The following is an 18,639-nucleotide window of genomic DNA, read 5'->3' as shown; positions in this document are numbered from 1 at the left end:
CTGCATCCTGTCTGATTGATGCCGGCATGATACCGGAATTGTGCTCTGTACGCAGTGGTGCCTTAACCCGAAATAACCAGTATCAATTCACCGGCGACCATTCATCAGCGGCCCTTCACCATAGATACTGATACGACAGGCCTATGCGGGCATCCCGCACTTGCTTGATATTGAGGTCATCGACGATATAGCTGGCAGAAAGCCCTTGCCAGTAGAGTGCAGCGCCCAGCTGACGCTTCGACGTCCCCACCAGGCCGAGCTGAGCATTTCCGAACGGATAACGCTTTTCAATCGATAAGTTACGATACACATCGTGCCAGTAATATTGCACGTACACATCAAGCGGCTTATAGACGGCATTCGCAATCACAGTCGACTTAATTGAGGTTTCAAGCACCTTTGGATTGTCGTCGCCGCTGGCTGCTCCGCCACTGGAGCAAACCGGATCTGTCACTTCACCGACCTCAGCGCAGATCGAACGATGACCAGAGTTTCCCATATCAAGGAGATTCCACAGGTCTTTGACCTGCAGTGCGAGATCCAGCTCCTCGGTAGGTGACCAGTTACCTGATACCGATGCGCTGTACCCAAACCAATCCTGGGACGCAGTGCCCTGAGGGTCTTCATATTCGGGAAGTGTATCGAACGAAGGGAAGCGATATTCATCGAAGTAGTATGAAAGGCTGGCTGAAAAGTTCGACCCTTCATCAGCAAAACTCCGCCCTACAAACGAACCAAACTGATAGTGAATCAGTTTGTATACCATAAATGCCGGTGACACCGACCAGTTTTCGCCTTCAAACCGGTAGGAACCACCAATTCCGCGAGCCTGAAATACCTTGGCGACGAGGTTAAGGTCTCTATCCTGCTGAGTTTCAATACCAAATTCGGCATCGAGATACACTGCCGTTGTATCAGGAGAAAACTTAAGCGAGTAAAACCAACGCCGCTCAGCATTTAGCGTGAAGTTCTGGTAAGACGCAGAGGCCACCAGGCTCATATCTGCATAAGCGTACTCACCCGGATCAGCATCCTGCTCCCAACCCTCGATCATCTGATCAATCGGGACAGGCTCTGAGCTGGCCTCTGCAGACAGCGAAAAGCTCATATTTCCTGTGTGCTTGATATTCTGTTCTGCCGCAGCGCTGGTTGTGCTGGCCAAGACTGCGGACAAAATGGCAACAACGCGCGGTTTAATCACCAATGATCATCCAGGTACCGTCGATAAAGCGTGCGACGAATACGTTATCACGCTCTTCGCGAATGGTGCCGACGAGCGCACCACGCACCGTCAGATAGGCGACCGCTTCGCAGCCATCATTTGAAGTTGCGTCTGTCGGCGCTGCTGCTGATAACTTATCGCGATCATTGAAGCCGCAGGCCGTTTCATCGTTACCTTGCGTGTATTCTGTACGAGTAGCTATCTGAGCAAGAACCGACTGATCTGTGCCACCCATCGATACGTTTGAACGGGAAATCAACCAGTAACCACGCTCGACTTCAATGGTCTTCAGCCCTCCTTCCCCGTCACTGATCTGTTCTTCCGAAACCGACAATTCAACATAAAAGCCCTGAGCATCGCCGCCAGCGACAACCCCTAGCTGATTGCTGATATTTTCATACGTTTCTTCAGAGCCGAAACCATAAGAAGCGCTCAAGGCGAATTCATCTTCAACCTGCCGCTCAAGAGCCAATTCAAAAATGACGGGGATTAACGCGTTTTGCTCTGGATCTTTAAGGTAGCTTTCTGCAACGGCAGTAAGGCGATCTATCCCTAACTCGATATCATCATAGAAGGTACCGCTGAACGGCCCATATTCTTCGCCTTCTCTAAGGCCCTGATACTCAGTACCAGATACAATTGCAGACGTAGACAAATCGATTTCATATATCCCGTTTCCAGGTACGCTGTATCTGGATAAAACATTATTTTCGAAATTTCTCTCGAGAAGCTCATCAAGAGTTACCTCTCCGGCTAGCTCAATAACTGTGTCGCAACTCTGCTCAACTCTTTCATCATCCCCGTCCATATCGACATCCACCCAGGATACATTACAGGATTCGGAACGGGTCGTGTTGGTACTAGAGTCGTAGGGGTATAACTTGATCCGACTTATGAAGTCCCTCCCACGAAGCTCTTCATCAAAATATTCTATAACCCGACCATCAGATAAGACGGTCTGGTCGCGATACAGGCTTTCAACGAGATCTGTAATTTCCGTCGGAGCATCTGGACGCCCAAGGAAGAATTCATGGGTCGCAGGCCATTTACTGGTTGGGTAATACGATGAAGAATTCGTTGTCCTGAGCTGAACGTTCAGTTCAGTCCTGTTCTCTTCATCCGGCTCGAGAGTAGATCTTGCACGAACGACGAATGTAACTGGGTTATACCTCGTCTGTGAGGCATCATCGAGCGGGTCTTTGACCCCTACCAGGTTGGCCTCAACGAGCGCGTTGAATTCATGTTCACCATTATCGCCCGCCTGGGCGCCATCGATATTGCCTTCAAACCTGACCAACGGCCAGACAATCGCAATCTGCGTTGGCGCAACGTGTGAAGGATCTGAGTCATCCAGAAATGATCCAGCAGGAGGCGACGCGTAGCTATCCTCATAAAACACCCGAACGTATGGACGAGTCGTTATGCTTCCGTCAGAAATCGCCTCTGTATACCAGTAGAGTTTCTTACCGTTGCCAAGTACCAGAGCATTTTTAATTTCAGAAGGAATGGCTTCTACTCCATCCTCTGGATTGTCGGCAGACTCTATTTCAAAATCGAATACATTATACAGGCCCGCATCCGCGTCACTGGTCTCAATCGGACGCATCACGAGGCGAAGGTTCCCATCAATAAGTACGCGATCACTGGGCAACCCAGATGGGTCGTCGCTGTCAGTCTCAATTGGGAAGCCTTCGGTGGAACAGTCACCGTTGCCGAATTCGCATCGTGCGAGAGCCTCCGCCCCCTCAAGAATTTGTTGCAGAGCACCAGTAGGCCCAAATGCTAGATCTGCCACCCCGTTCAAGGCTGTTTCATGCGCCAGGTAATAAGAGTCAACGCGACGTCCGTGAACGGGGTCGACGAAGCTAGGCTTGCTGTCATCATAACCCCAGAAATTCTTCACCGCGGCCGTCAGATCTGTAATAAAAAACTTGCTGTCTTCAATTGCAGTGCGCCAACTAGCAAGTCGTGAAGGGACATCAATATCTACCGAGGTTTTAACATCATTCCGCATCGATGCCACAACACCATCAAGCCTTTCAAGCGCTGTCACTGCACCAGCAGGAACTCTCGCCCCAATCCCATTGAAATAGTTGATATTGTCCCGAAGAATTGTACTGGCCGCAGAGAAAATCGTGAACTTAGTTACAACATTTGCAGACTCGTTTTTCTCCAGCAACTGTCCACGGTGATCTATAACGACGTCCGTAATCTCACCCAACTTTGTGACAAAGTCGGTATTGTCTGATTCAGCAAGGAACGGCAATGCAGCAATTAAGGCGCCGTAATAAACACCCTCGACCAGGGCATCACCTGAGACGGTCTCGATCTGAGTAATCTGACTTGGAGCAACAACAGCTGAAGAAATAACATCGGTAATACCGAAAAGTTCAGAGACGTGTAGGTTAGCCAGTTCCATCGTATATTGGTTATACACGCCTGGTTTTGCAGTTTCGATGTCATCCAAAACCGCCTGGTTTATGTCAGTACGATCATCGGCCGACAGTTCGTTGGTAACGGCATCTATATAAACGGTTCTGGCCATGCTACTTGCGATGTCAGTAATCCAGTTGACGTTCACCGTCATGCCATCAAGCAACTCTCCAACGCCTGCTCTGACATCCAGATCATCAGGGAGAGGAACGTAACTCCCGTAGGCAAGAGAATCGCACCCCTGTACTCGCTCACAGCGATAGAACACATCACCGTTATCGGCATTAGCTATGAAGATGAACGTCCCTGAGAGATCTTCGGCTTCTGACGTCAGCTCGTAAGTACCGGTTTGAGAGGACTGTGAAGCAGCGCCATCATAAACGAGATTGCCACTGTCATTTTCGATGAGCGAAGGGCCACCTTCTATGTTGATAGGCGTGGCACTGATGCGGCTCCCCCAGGTCGCGGTCCCCACTCGCCCGCTAATGCCAAAACTCTCCTCCTCCACTCCAATGGTTCGAGTCGAACTGGAGTTTCCTGAGCAAGCTTGCAGGAGCAGACCAATGAGGATTACTGAGGTGAGCTTATGAACCATCTTCTTATTACTCTTATTCTGATAACTGTCATTCTACGTTTGAGCAGACCACAGGATAGCTGTCAGACAGGTGTTTTACTGCCCCTTTACACAAAAAAACCCGGCATTTGCCGGGTTTTTTACAGTGCTTGACGCTACTTACTGAGCTTTGAACTTCAGACGGTATGCGTGCAGCAGCGGCTCGGTATAACCACTTGGCTGCTCTTTACCTTTGAAGATCAGGTCAGACGCCGCTTTAAACGCGATAGTGTCGAAGCCTGGCGCCATATTGATATAAGAAGCGTCACCCGCATTCTGACCATCAACAACCGCAGCCATGCGCTTCAGGCTGTCTTCAACCTGTTCGCGGGTACAGATACCGTGTTCCAGCCAGTTAGCAACGTGCTGAGAAGAGATACGCAGCGTTGCGCGGTCTTCCATCAGGCCAACGTTGTTGATGTCTGGCACTTTAGAACAACCAACACCTGCATCAACCCAGCGAACAACGTAACCCAGAATACCCTGGCAGTTGTTGTCGATTTCTTTCTGGATCTGTTCTTCAGTCAGCGCTGACGCTTCTTCAGCAGTCATCAGAGGAATGCTCAGGATGTCATCAACAGAAGCATGTTCACGGCTCTTCAGCTCATTCTGAACAGCGAATACGTCTACCTGATGGTAGTGCATAGCGTGCAGAGCTGCGGCAGTTGGAGATGGAACCCATGCAGTGTTCGCACCCGACTTAGGATGGCCGATCTTCTGCTCCATCATCATGCCCATCTCATCAGGAATAGGCCACATGCCCTTACCGATCTGAGAGCGACCCTGAAGGCCTGTTTCCAGACCTGTGTCTACGTTCCAGTTTTCATAAGCGTTGATCCAGGTCTGCTGCTTCATGACGGTCTTCGGTACGAACGGGCCTGCCAGCATAGACGTGTGGATTTCGTCACCAGTACGATCCAGGAAGCCAGTGTTAATGAACACAACACGGTCTTTCGCAGAACGGATACATTCTTTCAGATTAACCGTAGTACGACGCTCTTCGTCCATGATGCCCATCTTCATAGTGAAGCGTGGCAGACCCAGTGCGTCTTCGATGCGACCGAACAGTTCGTTGGCGAAAGCCACTTCTTCTGGGCCGTGCATCTTAGGCTTAACGATGTTTACAGAACCGGTAGTCGAGTTCTGGAACGGAGAGTTACCTTTCAGATCGTGCATCGCGATCAAGGTAGTCATCATGCCGTCCATGATACCTTCTGGAATCTCGCTGCCATCAGCCAGCAGGATCGCAGGGTTAGTCATCAGGTGACCAACGTTACGAACGAACAGCATTGAGCGACCTTTCAGCTTAACGGTTTCACCGTTCAGGCCAGTGTACTCGCGATCTGGGTTCATGGTACGAGTGAAGGTTTTGCCGCCTTTGGTTACTTCTTCAGCCAGATCACCTTTCATCAGGCCCAGCCAGTTACCATAAGTCACGACTTTGTCTTCTGCATCTACAGCAGCAACCGAGTCTTCACAGTCCATAATGGTCGTCAGAGCGGCTTCCATCAGAACGTCTTTTACGCCAGCAGCGTCAGTCGAACCAACCGGGCTGGTTGCATCGATCTGGATTTCAAAGTGCAGACCATTGTTCACCAGCAGGATAGCTTCTGGTGCCGCCATCTCGCCTTTGAAACCAACCAGCTGAGACGCGTCTTTCAGACTGGTAGTGCTGCCGTCTTTGAGAGTAACAACCAGCTTGCCTGCTTCGATTGCGTACTTAGTGCTGTCAGCGTGATCGCCAGACGCCAGTGGTGCAGATTCGTTCAGGAAGTTACGAGCGTATGCGATAACTTTGTCACCGCGTACTTTGTTGTAACCCTGGCCTTTTTCAGCGCCGTCTTCTTCAGAAATAACGTTTGTGCCGTACAGAGCATCGTACAGTGAGCCCCAACGTGCGTTGGCAGCGTTCAGTGCAAAACGCGCATTCATCACTGGTACAACCAGCTGAGGACCCGCCATCTGGCCGATTTCTGGCTCTACGTTGGCAGTGGTTGCTTCGAAGTCTTCGCCTTCTGGCAGCAGGTAACCAATTTCCTGCAGGAACGCTTTGTACTCAGCAGGATTGTGAGCCTGACCTTTACGCTCAGTGTGGTAAGCATCGATTTTGGCCTGCAGATCATCACGCTTAGCCAGCAGCGCCTTGTTCTTTGGAGCCAGTTCATTAGCGATAGCATCAAAGCTCGCCCAGAACGCATCCTGTTCAATACCAGTACCTGGCATTGCTTTGTCATTGATGAAATCGTACAGCTCCTGGGCGATCTGGAGTCCACCCTTCTGAACGTATTCTGTCATTGTTTAGCCTCAACTCTTTTGGGGACGCAGTCTTGTGTGTCGACTGCATCTTAGACCGGTGAAATTTCAGGGCCGGGAGTATAACGCAACTGTTTTCGTATCGCGACTACGTATCACGCCGCCGCCAGCGAGCACTCCCGCGGAGTTCGGACCGGAAAAATCTAAAAGCAATACAAAACCTATACAACAAATATACAAGGTGTTTATAATGAACGAGGAGCTTGGCCGCACCCGAAGTAACTGACATTGACTCTGCTGCAGAAGAACTGATTTACAACCAGATCTGGCGTAGCAAACAGGAGAACCGATATGGCTTCGAAGAAAGGTGCAGAAAGACGTAAGGCAAGTCCCGAAGAGCTGCGTCAGCAACTGGAAGCGGACGTTCAGGCTTACCTCTCGAGCGGCGGGAAAATTAACAGGATAAAGGAAGGTATCAGCGGTGAAGCAGGCTGGAAGCGACCGCGTAACGGGTACAACCCGAACACACGGGTAAACATACAGCTTCCTATTTCCTTCGGAACACTGTAATCCACAAAGGGAACCCCAATAAGCACCGGCCAGGCCGGTGCTCACATCATCAGTTAAGCGATTCCCAAGTGCCGTCGATATAGCGAATAATCCAGACACCACTCTCGTAAACAACCTTGCCGTACACCTTGTCCCGGTAGTTCAACACGTAGACCGCCTGCTGAGGATCGCGGTTGAAGGAAGGTTCAGCTGTATTAGAAACAACACACCGACGATATTCTCCATCATCGCCGACGATATAGCGGTAAACCGGGGCACTGTCGACCAGGTCGAGATTGCTGCCCAGGATAATTTCGCTGTCTACCGTGTCGGTTGAGCCATCAGCGAGAGAGAGTTCAACACCGTCTTTAAATACAGACAGGCTTGTGGCTTCAACCGTACCGCTCTCAGTACTGAAATCGAAAATCAGACGATCAAGATCAGCGCCCACGCCCTGATATAGCCCTGTCGTATTCACGCTTGTATAGTCATGCGACACAGAAAGCGACACGTCGACCTGCTCACTGTAGGGAGCAGTTACCTGGACATCGACCAGTGTTTTCGGCTCAGTCGCGGTTGAGTAGTCAAGTACAACTTCGCTGGTAAAGCGTGCACTCGACAAGCCCAATTGCGCACTTCTATACAAGGTGCCGTCCAATGAAGATAGAGATGTCGGCAGCGGAGAAAGTGTCAGGCACCCTTGATCATCGGCAGCTTCAACAGGGAATTCGACGAAGTACACGCCCTGCCCCGGTACTTCCGGGCGAGAGAAAACACCAATCTGCCACAACTCATTCACTGCATTCTGGAGGTCCTGCTCGGCATTCAGGCGCTGCTTAGGCTGACAACGATCAATAACCGGAGATTCAGGGCTGCCACTCAGCAAGCACGCCTCGTAATCATGTGTCGCAATCAACTCCTCGGTGTTGCCATCACCATCCACGTCACTCACATCTTCGCGCATCACGGTTGGGTAGAAGCGGTAGCGGAAATCATCCCCGCCGTCGACAAAATAGTCCAGATACTGAGTCTCACGCCCATTCACTGTCTGAGTTCCAGTACGGTACTGCACCAAACCATTGGCAACTGTGCCTTCCGGGTACAGCGGCGCTCGCTCAAAGAATGCATTGAACGAGGCAAATTCTGACTCAGGGTAAAACTCCGAGGCCTGATTGGCATTCGCAGTCAAGAACACCGTAGTAATGTTTGCGTCTGTTCCGTTGTCATCTTCATACACATCAGAAATACGACTGTTAAGAACAACTTCTGAAATATTGAATCGACGCTCAGAAACACCATCAGGATCATCCACTCCCTGATACAGAATACTGAACGCCCCCGTCAGCTCGGTTTCACTGGCCGCGCCAACGTCATCAGCATCGTACAAGGTGAAATCCGTCCAACGTATCTGATAGGCCAGCGCAGGATCAGATACCTCATCCTGCAAAACGGTTACCGTATCTTCATAAAAAATGCGTAAACCGCTTGGGCTGCTGATTTCATCATCGCTATACGTGTGATCCAGCTCTAACCGCAGGCCATTGGCAACCAACGTACCTTTCATCAGAATATCGATCGCCCGGGAGCTGCTCGGGGAATTGCTATCATCCAGCAGATTAATATCGGCAACGGCCTGAGATACTTCGAACCCACCTCCATTGAGAGTGAGCACAGGAGCCGAATAGGTATGGCTCTGATACCACTGCCACTCTGGGCTCACCGAAGGACACCCACTGTTCAGATAACAGTCACGATAAAAGCCTGCGATTTCCGATACTGCTGTGGTAATTTCATCCAGGTTCTCAGCATTGTCTTCGCCAACCCCACGCAGGATATCCGCATAGCTATCGAGCTGAGCCCGGTAACCTTCTTCGAAGAAGCTGTTACCGTAGTCACGAAGCTCCTGAACAAAGGCTTTCGTGCGCTGAATGCCAAGCTGATAATCTTCAAGTTCGTCACCCAACAAAGAACTTAATGACGCTGGTGTGATTGACGTCAGAGCACCATCCACAAAGGCGTCCCGCTCAGACTGAAGTTGAGAAATCACACTGGCCACATAGCCAGACACCGTTGAATCAGTCACATCTAACGCGTTGAGGTTATTAACGGCAGCGTCGTACAAGTCGTACATGGACAAAGTCTGCGAACCACCGCGCTGAATCAGCTGGCCGTCATTAGCAACCAGATCTGCAGCCACCGCAGAGGCGAACGACGGCAGGTCCGTCGTTGATGTATACGACAATTCATATGACTGCCAGGCTGCCAACAACGCGCCGTAGCGAATGGAGTACTGTGCCTCAGTCTGATTAGCGCCCCGCCACTCTTCGATCTGCGTCAAATCGGCTGGCTCACGACTCTGTACCGAATCGATGCCAAATAACCGAGATACCTGCGACTCTGCCTGCAATGTCGAATATACCGAATAAAAGCCGGTGGCTACCCAGCCTGCATCCTGCTGGGTACCTGAGCTTTCACTAAAAACACGATCAAACGCCAGTTGAGCGGCCAGGTCAGTCAGGGGCGTAACCCGGATGCGCTGACCATCTTCGATTCCCGCGGCAACAGAGCGCCAGCCCGGTGCCGCGACAATGCTGTATTCAGAACCAAAAGAAACAGATCCACAGCCGTTGACGACCTGGCAGCGGCGTGTTGTCGATGTGCCGTCATTGCTTTCGCGCCCGTAGACATCGAGATAGACGATTTCCGTACCATCGGCAGTGACTACTGCCTGCCCTTCGTCATCGGTGGTGAAGCGGGCAAAATTGAGAACTCCCGGTTGAACCTCAGAAGGCATACCCGTCTCATCGACGGTCACGCGCCGGACCATGGCCTCATTAAAGTCTTCCTGACCAACCTGGACATCCAGATCAATGGTTGTAACCGACGAACCACTATCGTCGTTACTGCAGGCTGCCAGCGCAGCAATCATAGGAATAACAGCCCAACGACGGACGGATAAAGTGTTAATTACAGCTAAGCGGCTGACAGAATAAAACGGTCTGGTCACACGAGCCTCAAATGAAAAGAGATGTAGATGTGGGCCATCATATCAGTCACGCGTGCGGATGCCACCTGAGACAGCACCGTTTTGACAAAACCCGGCATATCAACAAGTCGCACCGGGCCTGGCTGCGTCTTCGCTATCTTTCCTCTATAATCGCGCCCAACTGCACTGGAGTACTTATGCACTTATTTGTCGAACAACTCACCAACGTCGATTTCAGCTACCTTGACGCCAAACGCGGTGTCGTTGGAGAAACCTGGTGGGCCTCAGCCATTCTTGAGGGAGCGCTGGACGATCAGGGCATGGTCTGTGATTTCGGCATTGTGAAAAAAACGCTCCGCCAATGGCTGGATCTTGAGCTGGATCACCGGCTACTTGTACCCACAAAGGCACCCGGACTTAAGATTGAAACAACAAACGATCGCGTGAAAATTGCCATGCTTACCGGTCGCGGCATCGTTGAGATGAGTGCACCAGCCCAAGCAGTTACGTTAATTGATGCGTCTGAGATAACAGCAGAAAGCGTTGCTGCCTGGTCGATCCAACAGCTGCAGGCGTTCTTTCCTGAGACTATTGACCAGCTGACACTGGATTTCACCCCTGAAACTATTAATGGTGCCTTCTACCATTATTCGCACGGTCTGAAAAAACATGCGGGCAACTGTCAGCGCATTGCCCATGGCCACCGCTCCCGGATTCAGATCTGGCTGAACGGTGAACGCAGTGATACCGAAGAGACGTATTGGGCAGAGCGCTGGCAGGATATCTATATCGGCAGCAAGGAGGACCTGTCGTCGGAAAACGCAGACACGCTGTCATTTGCCTACACCGCAGAACAGGGCGACTTCTCCCTCACCCTCGCCCGAGAGCACTGCTACATGATGAGTACAGACTCAACCGTCGAACTGATCGCTGACCACCTTGCACAGGAAATTAAGCTTCGCCACCCAGAACAAAACGTCCGGGTGAGAGCATTTGAAGGGGTTAATAAAGGCGCGATGGTACAGCGCTAGCCTACTTCTTCAGGCAGTTTTTTCCTTCAGGCAGCCTCTTCCATGGATTGGCGAGCCCGACGTTGCGTATAGATAAAGGCAATGATGGCGAACGGCAGAAGAAACCAGGCCCACTCGTGGAGCTGCTCACCAAACTGACGCCCTAACAGGTAGGTGGTGGCAAACAATGCCGTCGCCCAGGCAATGATCGACGCGAGATTCGCCAGACAAAACGGCGCCGCCTGCACCCTGGCCAACCCACACGCGATATAACCAAACGTGCGAAGCCCTGGCATACAGCGAATCAGCATTAACTGCTTCCACGGCGATTGCCGTAACGGCTGCACTTGCTTCTGAATAATTGGGTGGCGGATCTTGCGTCTCAGCTTCGGCCAGATAAGCGCCGCCCGACCAAGCAGATACAACGCGGTATCGCCAATAAACATCCCGAGGCAAACCGCAAAAAACGCCACCCCGGGCGCCATTTTCTCGCTTGCCGCGAGCAAGGCAGCACCGATTATGGCTAAATCTTCAAGCATAAAGGTAGAGATAACCACGACCAGTATTGGCCAGGCGGGGTGATCAATATAACCAAATAAACTGTCCAGCATTCGTGGTCCTACTAAAGCCACCAGTGAAAATTGACCGGCGATTGTACCAGAAGTGCCCAGATTGCCTATGTAACTGGCTCTAAATACCCGGATATTAGATTTCACGATACTATTTCACGACAGTTTCACTCCATATTGGCCCTCAGGTACTGAGATCTCGTTCAAAATCCGTTAGAATCCCGCGCCAGAAAACGCATCGAATGCCCAACCTATTACCAAAGATTGAGAGACCCCATGGAACTGTCTGCACTTACCGCTATTTCTCCTCTGGACGGCCGCTACGGCAGCAAAACTGCCTCACTGCGTGCTGTTTTCTCTGAATTCGGTCTTATCCGTGCCCGTGTCGAAGTTGAAATCCGCTGGTTGCAGCGCCTCGCAGAGCACGAAGCAATTACAGAAGTTCCGGCGTTCTCTGCAGATACTAACGCTCAGCTCGACGCCATCGTGGCCAATTTCAGCGAAGCCGATGCACAGCGCGTAAAAGACATCGAAGCAACAACCAACCACGATGTAAAAGCCGTTGAATACTTCATCAAAGAAAAGTTCGCAGACAACGAAGAACTGAAAGCGGTTAACGAATTTGTTCACTTCGCCTGTACGTCTGAAGACATCAACAACCTGTCTCACGGCCTGATGCTGAAAGAAGGTCGCGACACCATCCTGCCGATGATGCAGAAAATCGCTGACGAAATCCGCAAGCTGGCACACGAGCAGGCTGCTCTGCCAATGCTGTCCCGTACCCACGGCCAGACTGCATCACCCTCGACGCTGGGCAAAGAGATGGCGAACGTGGTTGCTCGTCTGGAGCGCCAGATCAAGCAGATCAAAGCAGTCGAACTGCTGGGTAAAATCAACGGTGCGGTGGGTAACTACAATGCTCACCTGTCGGCCTACCCTGATATTGACTGGGAAGCCAACGCAGAAACATTCGTGACTTCACTGGGCCTGACGTTTAACCCGTACACGACTCAGATTGAACCACATGACTACATCGCCGAACTGTTCGATGCGTTTGCGCGTTTCAACACCATCCTGATCGACTTCGACCGTGATATCTGGGCGTACATTTCGAACGGTTACTTCAAGCAGAAAACCATTGCTGGCGAAGTGGGCTCATCGACGATGCCGCACAAGGTTAACCCAATCGACTTCGAAAACTCCGAAGGTAACCTCGGCCTCGCCAATGCTGTGCTCGCGCACATGGCGCAGAAACTGCCGATTTCCCGCTGGCAGCGTGACCTTACCGACTCTACCGTGCTGCGTAACATGGGCGTAGGCATGGGCTACAGCATGATCGCTTACCAGGCGTCCCTGAAAGGCATCAGCAAGCTCGAAGTCAATGCAGCTCGTCTGGGCGAAGACCTGAATAACGCCTGGGAAGTCCTGGCTGAGCCGGTTCAGACCGTTATGCGTCGCTACGGCATCGAGCAGCCATACGAAAAACTGAAAGCCTTCACCCGCGGTAAGGCCATCACCAAAGATGCAATGGGCGAATTCATCGCATCTCTTGAGCTGCCGCAGTCTGCGAAAGACGAACTGAATGCAATGACTCCTGCCTCGTACGTGGGTAACGCAGAGGCTCAGGCGAAGAAAGTCTGAATACCTTAATGCCAGAGGTGGATGTGCGGATTAAGGCTCGCCGTAAATCCATCCCTGGAGGCTCCCGTGTGCCGTCCGTGGCACACAGGGCCTGAATCCACACACCCACCTCTATCTTCAGCCACTCCCAAGACTTTATATATGCGGAGCCCTTTATGCACGTCCTCGGTCACCTAACTGTTGAAGAATTCCTGCGCGACTATTGGCAAAAGAAACCGGTACTTATCCGTCAGGCGATCCCAGGATTTGAACCTTTACTGGCTGCCGACGAACTGGCAGGCCTGAGCCTCGAGGACGATATCGAGTCCCGCCTGATCATCGAAGAAGGCAAGACAGGGGCTTGGGAAGTGAAGAAAGGCCCGTTCACCGAGTCAGACTATCGCGCCCTGCCCGAGAACAAATGGACCTTATTAGTTCAGGCGGTAGATCAGTGGGTTCCAGAGGCTGCCGAACTACTGGAGCATTTTCGCTTTATTCCGTCGTGGCGCATCGACGACCTGATGATCAGCTACGCCACCGATGGCGGCAGCGTTGGCCCACATTGGGATCAATACGATGTATTCCTGCTGCAAGCCGAAGGTCAGAGAGAATGGCGGGTTGGCCAGATGTGCTCAGAAAAAAGCAGCATACTTGAAGGCCCGAGCGTTAAGATTCTCGCCGACTTTACCGAAAACGAACGTTGGGTACTGGAGCCGGGCGATATGCTTTACCTGCCGCCCGGTCTTTCCCACTGGGGCATTTCTCAAGGCGAGTGCATGACCTACTCTATTGGTTTCCGGGCACCTTCAACGGCAGAGCTACTCGAGCGCGCTATCGACACCGCGCTCCCAACCTTAACGGAAGATAACCGTTACTCAGACGCGAGCTTAAGTCTTCAGCATTCGCCGGGTGAGATCACTGATGATGCTGCCGCGCGCCTTAAGTCTCTCCTCGTCGACGCACTCAGTGATCCCGCCCTGCTCCAAGCAACGCTCGGGCAGCTTATGACCGAGGCAAAGTATGAGGAGCAAGCCCCCACCTTTGATACCTCTGAACAGGGTTGGGCAGAAACTGTTTCAGCACTGCAAGAAGCTGAACAATGGACTCGCCATCCTCAGGCGCGCTTCGCCTATAGCATCAACGACACAGGCGCCGCTTTTTACTGCCAGGGCGAAATCGTCAATCTACCAGCCTCCGCTGGCAAGTCCCTTGAAGTGCTATGTGACGAGGCGAGCTACGACAGTCAATCGCTTATCGAAGCCTTTGACGACTCACACCTTAAAACCTTATTAACCAGTTTAGTGTTCTGTGACCTGATTGTTCCTGTTTAAGTCTGCCTCAGCTTGATGATTCACACTTAAGCAGCCATTCTTTTTATCAGAGACCAGAATTTTTGCAGATAGACAGGGAAGCAACGACTTGGAAATTCGCATCACAGACTGGCGGGCATCCCGCGACATCATTCGTAAAATCCGGGAAGAAGTGTTCATTAAAGAACAAGATGTTCCGCCCGAACTGGAGTGGGATGAATTCGACAGCGAAGCAATTCACTTTCTCGCTCTTGAGGGAAGAAACCCGGTCGGCTGTGCCCGCCTTATGCACAACGGTAAATTTGGACGAATGGCAGTGCTCAGAGAATTCAGGAAACAGCACTGGGGCTCCCGACTGATTAATGCCATTGAAGATTTTGCTCGCAACGAATTAAAAATACGCGATATACGGGGTGCGGCTCAGGCACATGCCATCCCCTTCTATCAGAAGAATGACTTCAATATTGAAGCTGGTTTTTTCGACGACGCAGGTATCGCACACCTGAACGTATACAAAGCCCCAGGTGCACCTGAAACCAACTATGTTTTTCGTCCTGGCCGCGATAAAAACATTTACCCGCAGAACGATTTAATTTCTCTCGTCGGGTGGGTAGAGATGATTCTCGCCATGCGTCCACGCAATGCGCTCATTACCTGTACCGATTTAACCCACCCGCTATGGTGGAACAAGGCAGCACTGCATGCCGTCCGCGAATTTGCCCTGGACTCACATCGGCGCCGGGTGAAAATCCTGATTCCCTCCGAAAGAGGCGGGATAAATCGTCACCCACTATTGCGGCTTCAGCAACGTCTGAGCAGCCGGATAAGCCTGAGAGTAACTCCTGAAGTGCAGGATGACCTGCTCATTACAGGCCCATGGGGGTTGTTACAGCTCACCACTGAAACTCAGGGAATTGCGACGATGGGAGATGCCAGTCGGGTCAAACGCATGGAGGCCTACTACAAACCGCTCACAGAAACGGGCCAACGACCAAGAGAAGCGCGCAGGCTATCAATATAACCTGCGGCAAAATTATCTAAGCAAGCCCCAGAAAGCGATAGCATGACAGGCACTGACGACCAGAGTCAGTATCCATCTCATCGTGCGGTAGTCTCGTTTATAGCTCTGGCGAAACACCGGTTGACGCTCAAGCCACACCAGCACCCAATACCCGAGCAATAAGCCGGGCAGGCCCACGATATGAGGGACGAAGTACATCAGCCAGCCCCACAAAAACACACCGATGGATAGCCCCAGCTCAGCGGCGGAAACGTGATCGCGGTGCGCCTGCATTACACCCCAACATGCCCCCGCCATAAAGCTCAGGATTAACGCCGAGTACAAGGTGAAGAAATCGGGCGCCCACGCACTCCCGGCAAGCACAGATAAAGAGAAAAAGATGAACGGGATCAGCCCCGCGTATCCCAACTTCTGGCTAATTCCGTTCATAGTAACCCCATAATTTATTTGTGATGGCCTGCCTTCAGGATAGCAGCTACACGCTCAACGTCATGCGGCGTATCAATGCCGTGACCCGGTGCCTGATCAATAACCGACATATGAATACCGACGCCATACCAAAGTGCCCTAAGCTGCTCCAGTGATTCGGTCAGTTCGATCGGACAAGGTGCCATCTCACGATAATCATTCAGGAACGATACACGGTAGCCGTACATACCAATATGACGGTAAACAGGCATTCTACCGGTCACCTCCTCCTGGCTCTCTTTGTACAGATCGCGATCCCAAGGAATCGGTGCACGGCTGAAGTACATCGCAAAGTGTCGCTCGTTCAACACGACCTTCACCACATTCGGGTCAAACGCGTCATGTGCGGTTGTGACCGGCGTACACACCGAGCTCATCCCAGCATCCGCATTTTGCAACAGCCCCTGCGCTGTTAACTCAATCAGTGATTTGGGAATCAGCGGCTCATCTCCCTGGAGATTCACAACGACCGTATCGGCCGGCCAACCCTTTAAAGAAACCACCTCAGCAATGCGCTCGGTGCCGTTCTCATGATCAGGCGATGTCATCACCACATCAGCGCCAAAGCCGCGTGCAACATCAGCAATTCTGTCGTCATCAGTCGCGACAACCACATCTTCAGCACCCGCTTCGAGCGCACGCTCGTACACGTGCTGAATCATTGGCTTGCCAGCCAGATCAATCAGTGGTTTACCCGGCAAGCGGCTTGATGCGTAACGCGCGGGAATGACGATTTTATATCCAGACATCATTTGACCTTATAGAAGTCTTTGTACCAGTCAACGAAGGTGCCTATGCCATCCGCCAACGGAGTGTTCGGTGCGAAGTCGACGTCAGCAGCCAGGTCATCAACATTCGCATACGTCGCCAGTACATCGCCGGGTTGCATTTCCATATAATGTTTATCGGCTTCGACACCCAAAGCGCCTTCAATTGTTTCAATAAAGGTGCCCAGCTCTACCGAGTTATGATTACCGATATTGTAGATTTTATACGGCGCTGAGCTGCGTGAGCAGTCACCAGATTCTGGCGTCCAGTTCTCAACCGACTCCGGCGCTTTCATAGCAATACGCACAACGCCCTCAACAATATCGTCGATGTAGGTAAAATCACGCTGCATCTTGCCGTGGTTAAAGACATTAATCGTTTTGCCTTCAAGGATGGCTTTCGTGAAACTGAAGTACGCCATATCCGGACGCCCCCATGGGCCATACACCGTAAAAAAGCGTAGTCCGGTGGTCGGCAAACGGTACAAGTGTGCATACGTGTGAGCCATCAGCTCATTCGACTTTTTCGTTGCTGCATAAAGAGACACTGGATGATCCACACGATCACCGGTGCTGTACGGCAAGTGCGTGTTCAGACCATACACCGAACTGGATGAGGCATAGACAAAATGCTCCACCTCATGGTGGCGGCAGCCTTCCATCACATTCACGAAGCCGATCAGGTTACTGTCCACGTAGGCGTGAGGATTCGTGATGGAATAACGTACACCCGCCTGAGCAGCTAGGTGAATAACACGATCAAACTTATGCTCATTAAATAACGCGGCAACCGCATCACGATCGGCCAGCTCCAACTGCTGAAACTGAAAACCACTTAACGGCTCCAGCCACCCCAGGCGGCCGTGCTTAAGTGCAACATCATAATAGTCATTGAGGTTATCGACACCAATAACCTCGTGACCCATTTCAACCAGTTTTTTACTGGTAAAGGCGCCAATAAAACCGGCGGCGCCCGTGACTAAAATCTTCACTTTTTATTTATCCTTAGCGTCATTAAGACTTTCAAACTCTGGCAGCATCGCCTTAATGTAAGCCTCTTCTAACGGCATACGACTGCCCAAAACGATATCCGCGACTTCACGCGCAACCCCCTTCCCGCCCGGAGCCTCGGTGATCAGATCTGCACGATCACGAACCATCCAGAAGCCGTCTGCCGGAGATATTGCAAGACCAACGCGAGTCATGACCTTCAGATCAATCACATCATCGCCGACATAACAGACCTCTGAAGGGTCAACCATCAGTTCATCCATCAAATCAGCCAACACCGGCCATTTATCTTTGGTACCGGGAAAGAAGCGATTGATACCCAGATCCGCCGCCCGTTTCGCCAGTGGCGCCGAGTCTTTCGCAGAAATAATGGCAGTATCAATATCAAAGACATTCAGCAGTTTGATTCCCACGCCGTCTTTTACGTTGAAATGCTTAACCTCTTCACCCGAGGCGGAATAACTCAAAGTGCCATCAGTCAATACGCCGTCCACATCAAATACGACAAGACGAATTGCACGGGCTTTTTCTTTAATTGCGTTGGGGAGATGAACCATACCAATCACCGCGATCGAAAGTACCAATTGTACCGACTCCGGCAAGTGATTGGCAGGGTTAGTGCGGGCGGAATCAGGTTTTATGCAACAATTGCGATAAGACCTGAGACTGGATATTAAAGCGAAACAAAAATAGGAATGTAAGCCAACACGGCTTCGAAATAACGTTCAGAAATAAAGATGGCATCCCCAAGGGGATTCGAACCCCTGTTACCGCCGTGAAAGGGCGGTGTCCTAGGCCTCTAGACGA

At 51.5% G+C, this 18,639-nt stretch carries 14 protein-coding genes and 1 tRNA gene; 5 read left to right on the top strand and 10 right to left on the bottom strand.

Annotated elements, in window-relative coordinates:
- Positions 1–115 precede the first annotated feature (115 nt).
- The 3 genes from B2R29_RS08930 to B2R29_RS08920 form a co-directional block, all read right to left on the bottom strand.
- Positions 116–1,201 (bottom strand): hypothetical protein, encoded by a 1,086-nt coding sequence (locus B2R29_RS08930; RefSeq protein ID WP_301180734.1) that lies wholly within the window; start codon positions 1,199–1,201, stop codon positions 116–118.
- Positions 1,194–4,250 carry a hypothetical protein gene (locus B2R29_RS08925; RefSeq protein ID WP_301180733.1) on the bottom strand — a complete coding sequence of 1,019 codons (3,057 nt, stop codon included), beginning with the start codon at positions 4,248–4,250 and terminating at the stop codon, positions 1,194–1,196. Before B2R29_RS08925 ends, B2R29_RS08930 begins: the two co-directional genes overlap by 8 nt.
- A 138-nt stretch (positions 4,251–4,388) precedes the next feature.
- Complete coding sequence (locus B2R29_RS08920; RefSeq protein ID WP_301180732.1) at positions 4,389–6,563, bottom strand: malate synthase G; 2,175 nt, start codon at positions 6,561–6,563, stop codon at positions 4,389–4,391.
- A 309-nt stretch (positions 6,564–6,872) separates the two neighbouring features.
- Here B2R29_RS08920 and B2R29_RS08915 point away from each other — a divergent pair, with 309 nt between their 5' ends.
- Complete coding sequence (locus B2R29_RS08915) at positions 6,873–7,091, top strand: hypothetical protein (RefSeq protein ID WP_301180731.1); 219 nt, start codon at positions 6,873–6,875, stop codon at positions 7,089–7,091.
- Between the two features lie 49 nt (positions 7,092–7,140).
- Here B2R29_RS08915 and B2R29_RS08910 read toward each other — a convergent pair whose 3' ends face one another.
- Positions 7,141–10,077 (bottom strand): hypothetical protein, encoded by a 2,937-nt coding sequence (locus B2R29_RS08910; protein WP_301180730.1) that lies wholly within the window; start codon positions 10,075–10,077, stop codon positions 7,141–7,143.
- 176 nt (positions 10,078–10,253) lie between these two features.
- Here B2R29_RS08910 and B2R29_RS08905 point away from each other — a divergent pair, with 176 nt between their 5' ends.
- The gene (locus B2R29_RS08905; RefSeq protein ID WP_301180729.1) at positions 10,254–11,087 is read left to right on the top strand and encodes a 6-pyruvoyl trahydropterin synthase family protein; all 834 of its coding nucleotides are present in this window, start codon (positions 10,254–10,256) and stop codon (positions 11,085–11,087) included.
- Between the two features lie 26 nt (positions 11,088–11,113).
- On the opposite strand, the gene B2R29_RS08900 is transcribed toward B2R29_RS08905, so the two are convergent.
- Positions 11,114–11,677, bottom strand: coding sequence for a DedA family protein (locus B2R29_RS08900; protein ID WP_301180728.1), 564 nt, complete (start codon positions 11,675–11,677; stop codon positions 11,114–11,116).
- Between the two features lie 234 nt (positions 11,678–11,911).
- Between B2R29_RS08900 and purB the strand changes: the two genes are divergently transcribed.
- The 3 genes from purB to B2R29_RS08885 all read left to right on the top strand — a co-directional run bounded on the left by purB (position 11,912) and on the right by B2R29_RS08885 (position 15,586).
- Positions 11,912–13,276, top strand: coding sequence for an adenylosuccinate lyase (gene purB, locus B2R29_RS08895; RefSeq protein ID WP_301180727.1), 1,365 nt, complete (start codon positions 11,912–11,914; stop codon positions 13,274–13,276).
- Positions 13,277–13,431: 155 nt separating this feature from the next.
- Positions 13,432–14,586, top strand: coding sequence for a cupin domain-containing protein (locus B2R29_RS08890; protein WP_301180726.1), 1,155 nt, complete (start codon positions 13,432–13,434; stop codon positions 14,584–14,586).
- Positions 14,587–14,674: 88 nt separating this feature from the next.
- Positions 14,675–15,586, top strand: a complete 912-nt coding sequence (locus B2R29_RS08885; RefSeq protein WP_301180725.1) for a GNAT family N-acetyltransferase — start codon at positions 14,675–14,677, stop codon at positions 15,584–15,586.
- A 12-nt stretch (positions 15,587–15,598) separates the two neighbouring features.
- On the opposite strand, the gene B2R29_RS08880 is transcribed toward B2R29_RS08885, so the two are convergent.
- From B2R29_RS08880 to B2R29_RS08860, 5 genes are all read right to left on the bottom strand, one after another.
- Positions 15,599–16,015, bottom strand: coding sequence for a DUF3429 domain-containing protein (locus B2R29_RS08880; RefSeq protein WP_301180724.1), 417 nt, complete (start codon positions 16,013–16,015; stop codon positions 15,599–15,601).
- A 14-nt stretch (positions 16,016–16,029) separates the two neighbouring features.
- Positions 16,030–16,803: a 3-deoxy-manno-octulosonate cytidylyltransferase gene (gene kdsB, locus B2R29_RS08875; protein WP_301180723.1), complete on the bottom strand. Its 774-nt coding sequence runs from the start codon at positions 16,801–16,803 to the stop codon at positions 16,030–16,032.
- Entirely contained in the window at positions 16,803–17,813 is a 1,011-nt protein-coding gene (locus B2R29_RS08870; RefSeq protein ID WP_301180722.1) for an NAD-dependent epimerase, read from the bottom strand. Before B2R29_RS08870 ends, kdsB begins: the two co-directional genes overlap by 1 nt.
- A gap of 3 nt (positions 17,814–17,816) precedes the next feature.
- Positions 17,817–18,389: a KdsC family phosphatase gene (locus tag B2R29_RS08865; protein ID WP_301180721.1), complete on the bottom strand. Its 573-nt coding sequence runs from the start codon at positions 18,387–18,389 to the stop codon at positions 17,817–17,819.
- A 181-nt stretch (positions 18,390–18,570) separates the two neighbouring features.
- Positions 18,571–18,639, bottom strand: a tRNA-Glu gene (locus B2R29_RS08860).

This window comes from Thalassolituus sp. UBA3500 (assembly GCF_002377545.1).
Lineage (GTDB): Bacteria > Pseudomonadota > Gammaproteobacteria > Pseudomonadales > Oceanobacteraceae > Thalassolituus.
This window is presented reverse-complemented; position numbering and strand designations above follow the sequence as displayed.

What these genes read in the sequence shown, in the direction of transcription:
- B2R29_RS08865 (WP_301180721.1), bottom strand. Translation starts at nt 18,389, where the DNA reads ATGGTTCATCTCCCCAACGCAATTAAAGAAAAAGCCCGTGCAATTCGT.
- B2R29_RS08925 (WP_301180733.1), bottom strand. Translation starts at nt 4,250, where the DNA reads ATGGTTCATAAGCTCACCTCAGTAATCCTCATTGGTCTGCTCCTGCAA.
- purB (WP_301180727.1), top strand. Translation starts at nt 11,912, where the DNA reads ATGGAACTGTCTGCACTTACCGCTATTTCTCCTCTGGACGGCCGCTAC.
- B2R29_RS08890 (WP_301180726.1), top strand. Translation starts at nt 13,432, where the DNA reads ATGCACGTCCTCGGTCACCTAACTGTTGAAGAATTCCTGCGCGACTAT.
- B2R29_RS08900 (WP_301180728.1), bottom strand. Translation starts at nt 11,677, where the DNA reads ATGCTGGACAGTTTATTTGGTTATATTGATCACCCCGCCTGGCCAATA.
- B2R29_RS08920 (WP_301180732.1), bottom strand. Translation starts at nt 6,563, where the DNA reads ATGACAGAATACGTTCAGAAGGGTGGACTCCAGATCGCCCAGGAGCTG.
- B2R29_RS08880 (WP_301180724.1), bottom strand. Translation starts at nt 16,015, where the DNA reads ATGAACGGAATTAGCCAGAAGTTGGGATACGCGGGGCTGATCCCGTTC.
- B2R29_RS08905 (WP_301180729.1), top strand. Translation starts at nt 10,254, where the DNA reads ATGCACTTATTTGTCGAACAACTCACCAACGTCGATTTCAGCTACCTT.
- kdsB (WP_301180723.1), bottom strand. Translation starts at nt 16,803, where the DNA reads ATGTCTGGATATAAAATCGTCATTCCCGCGCGTTACGCATCAAGCCGC.
- B2R29_RS08915 (WP_301180731.1), top strand. Translation starts at nt 6,873, where the DNA reads ATGGCTTCGAAGAAAGGTGCAGAAAGACGTAAGGCAAGTCCCGAAGAG.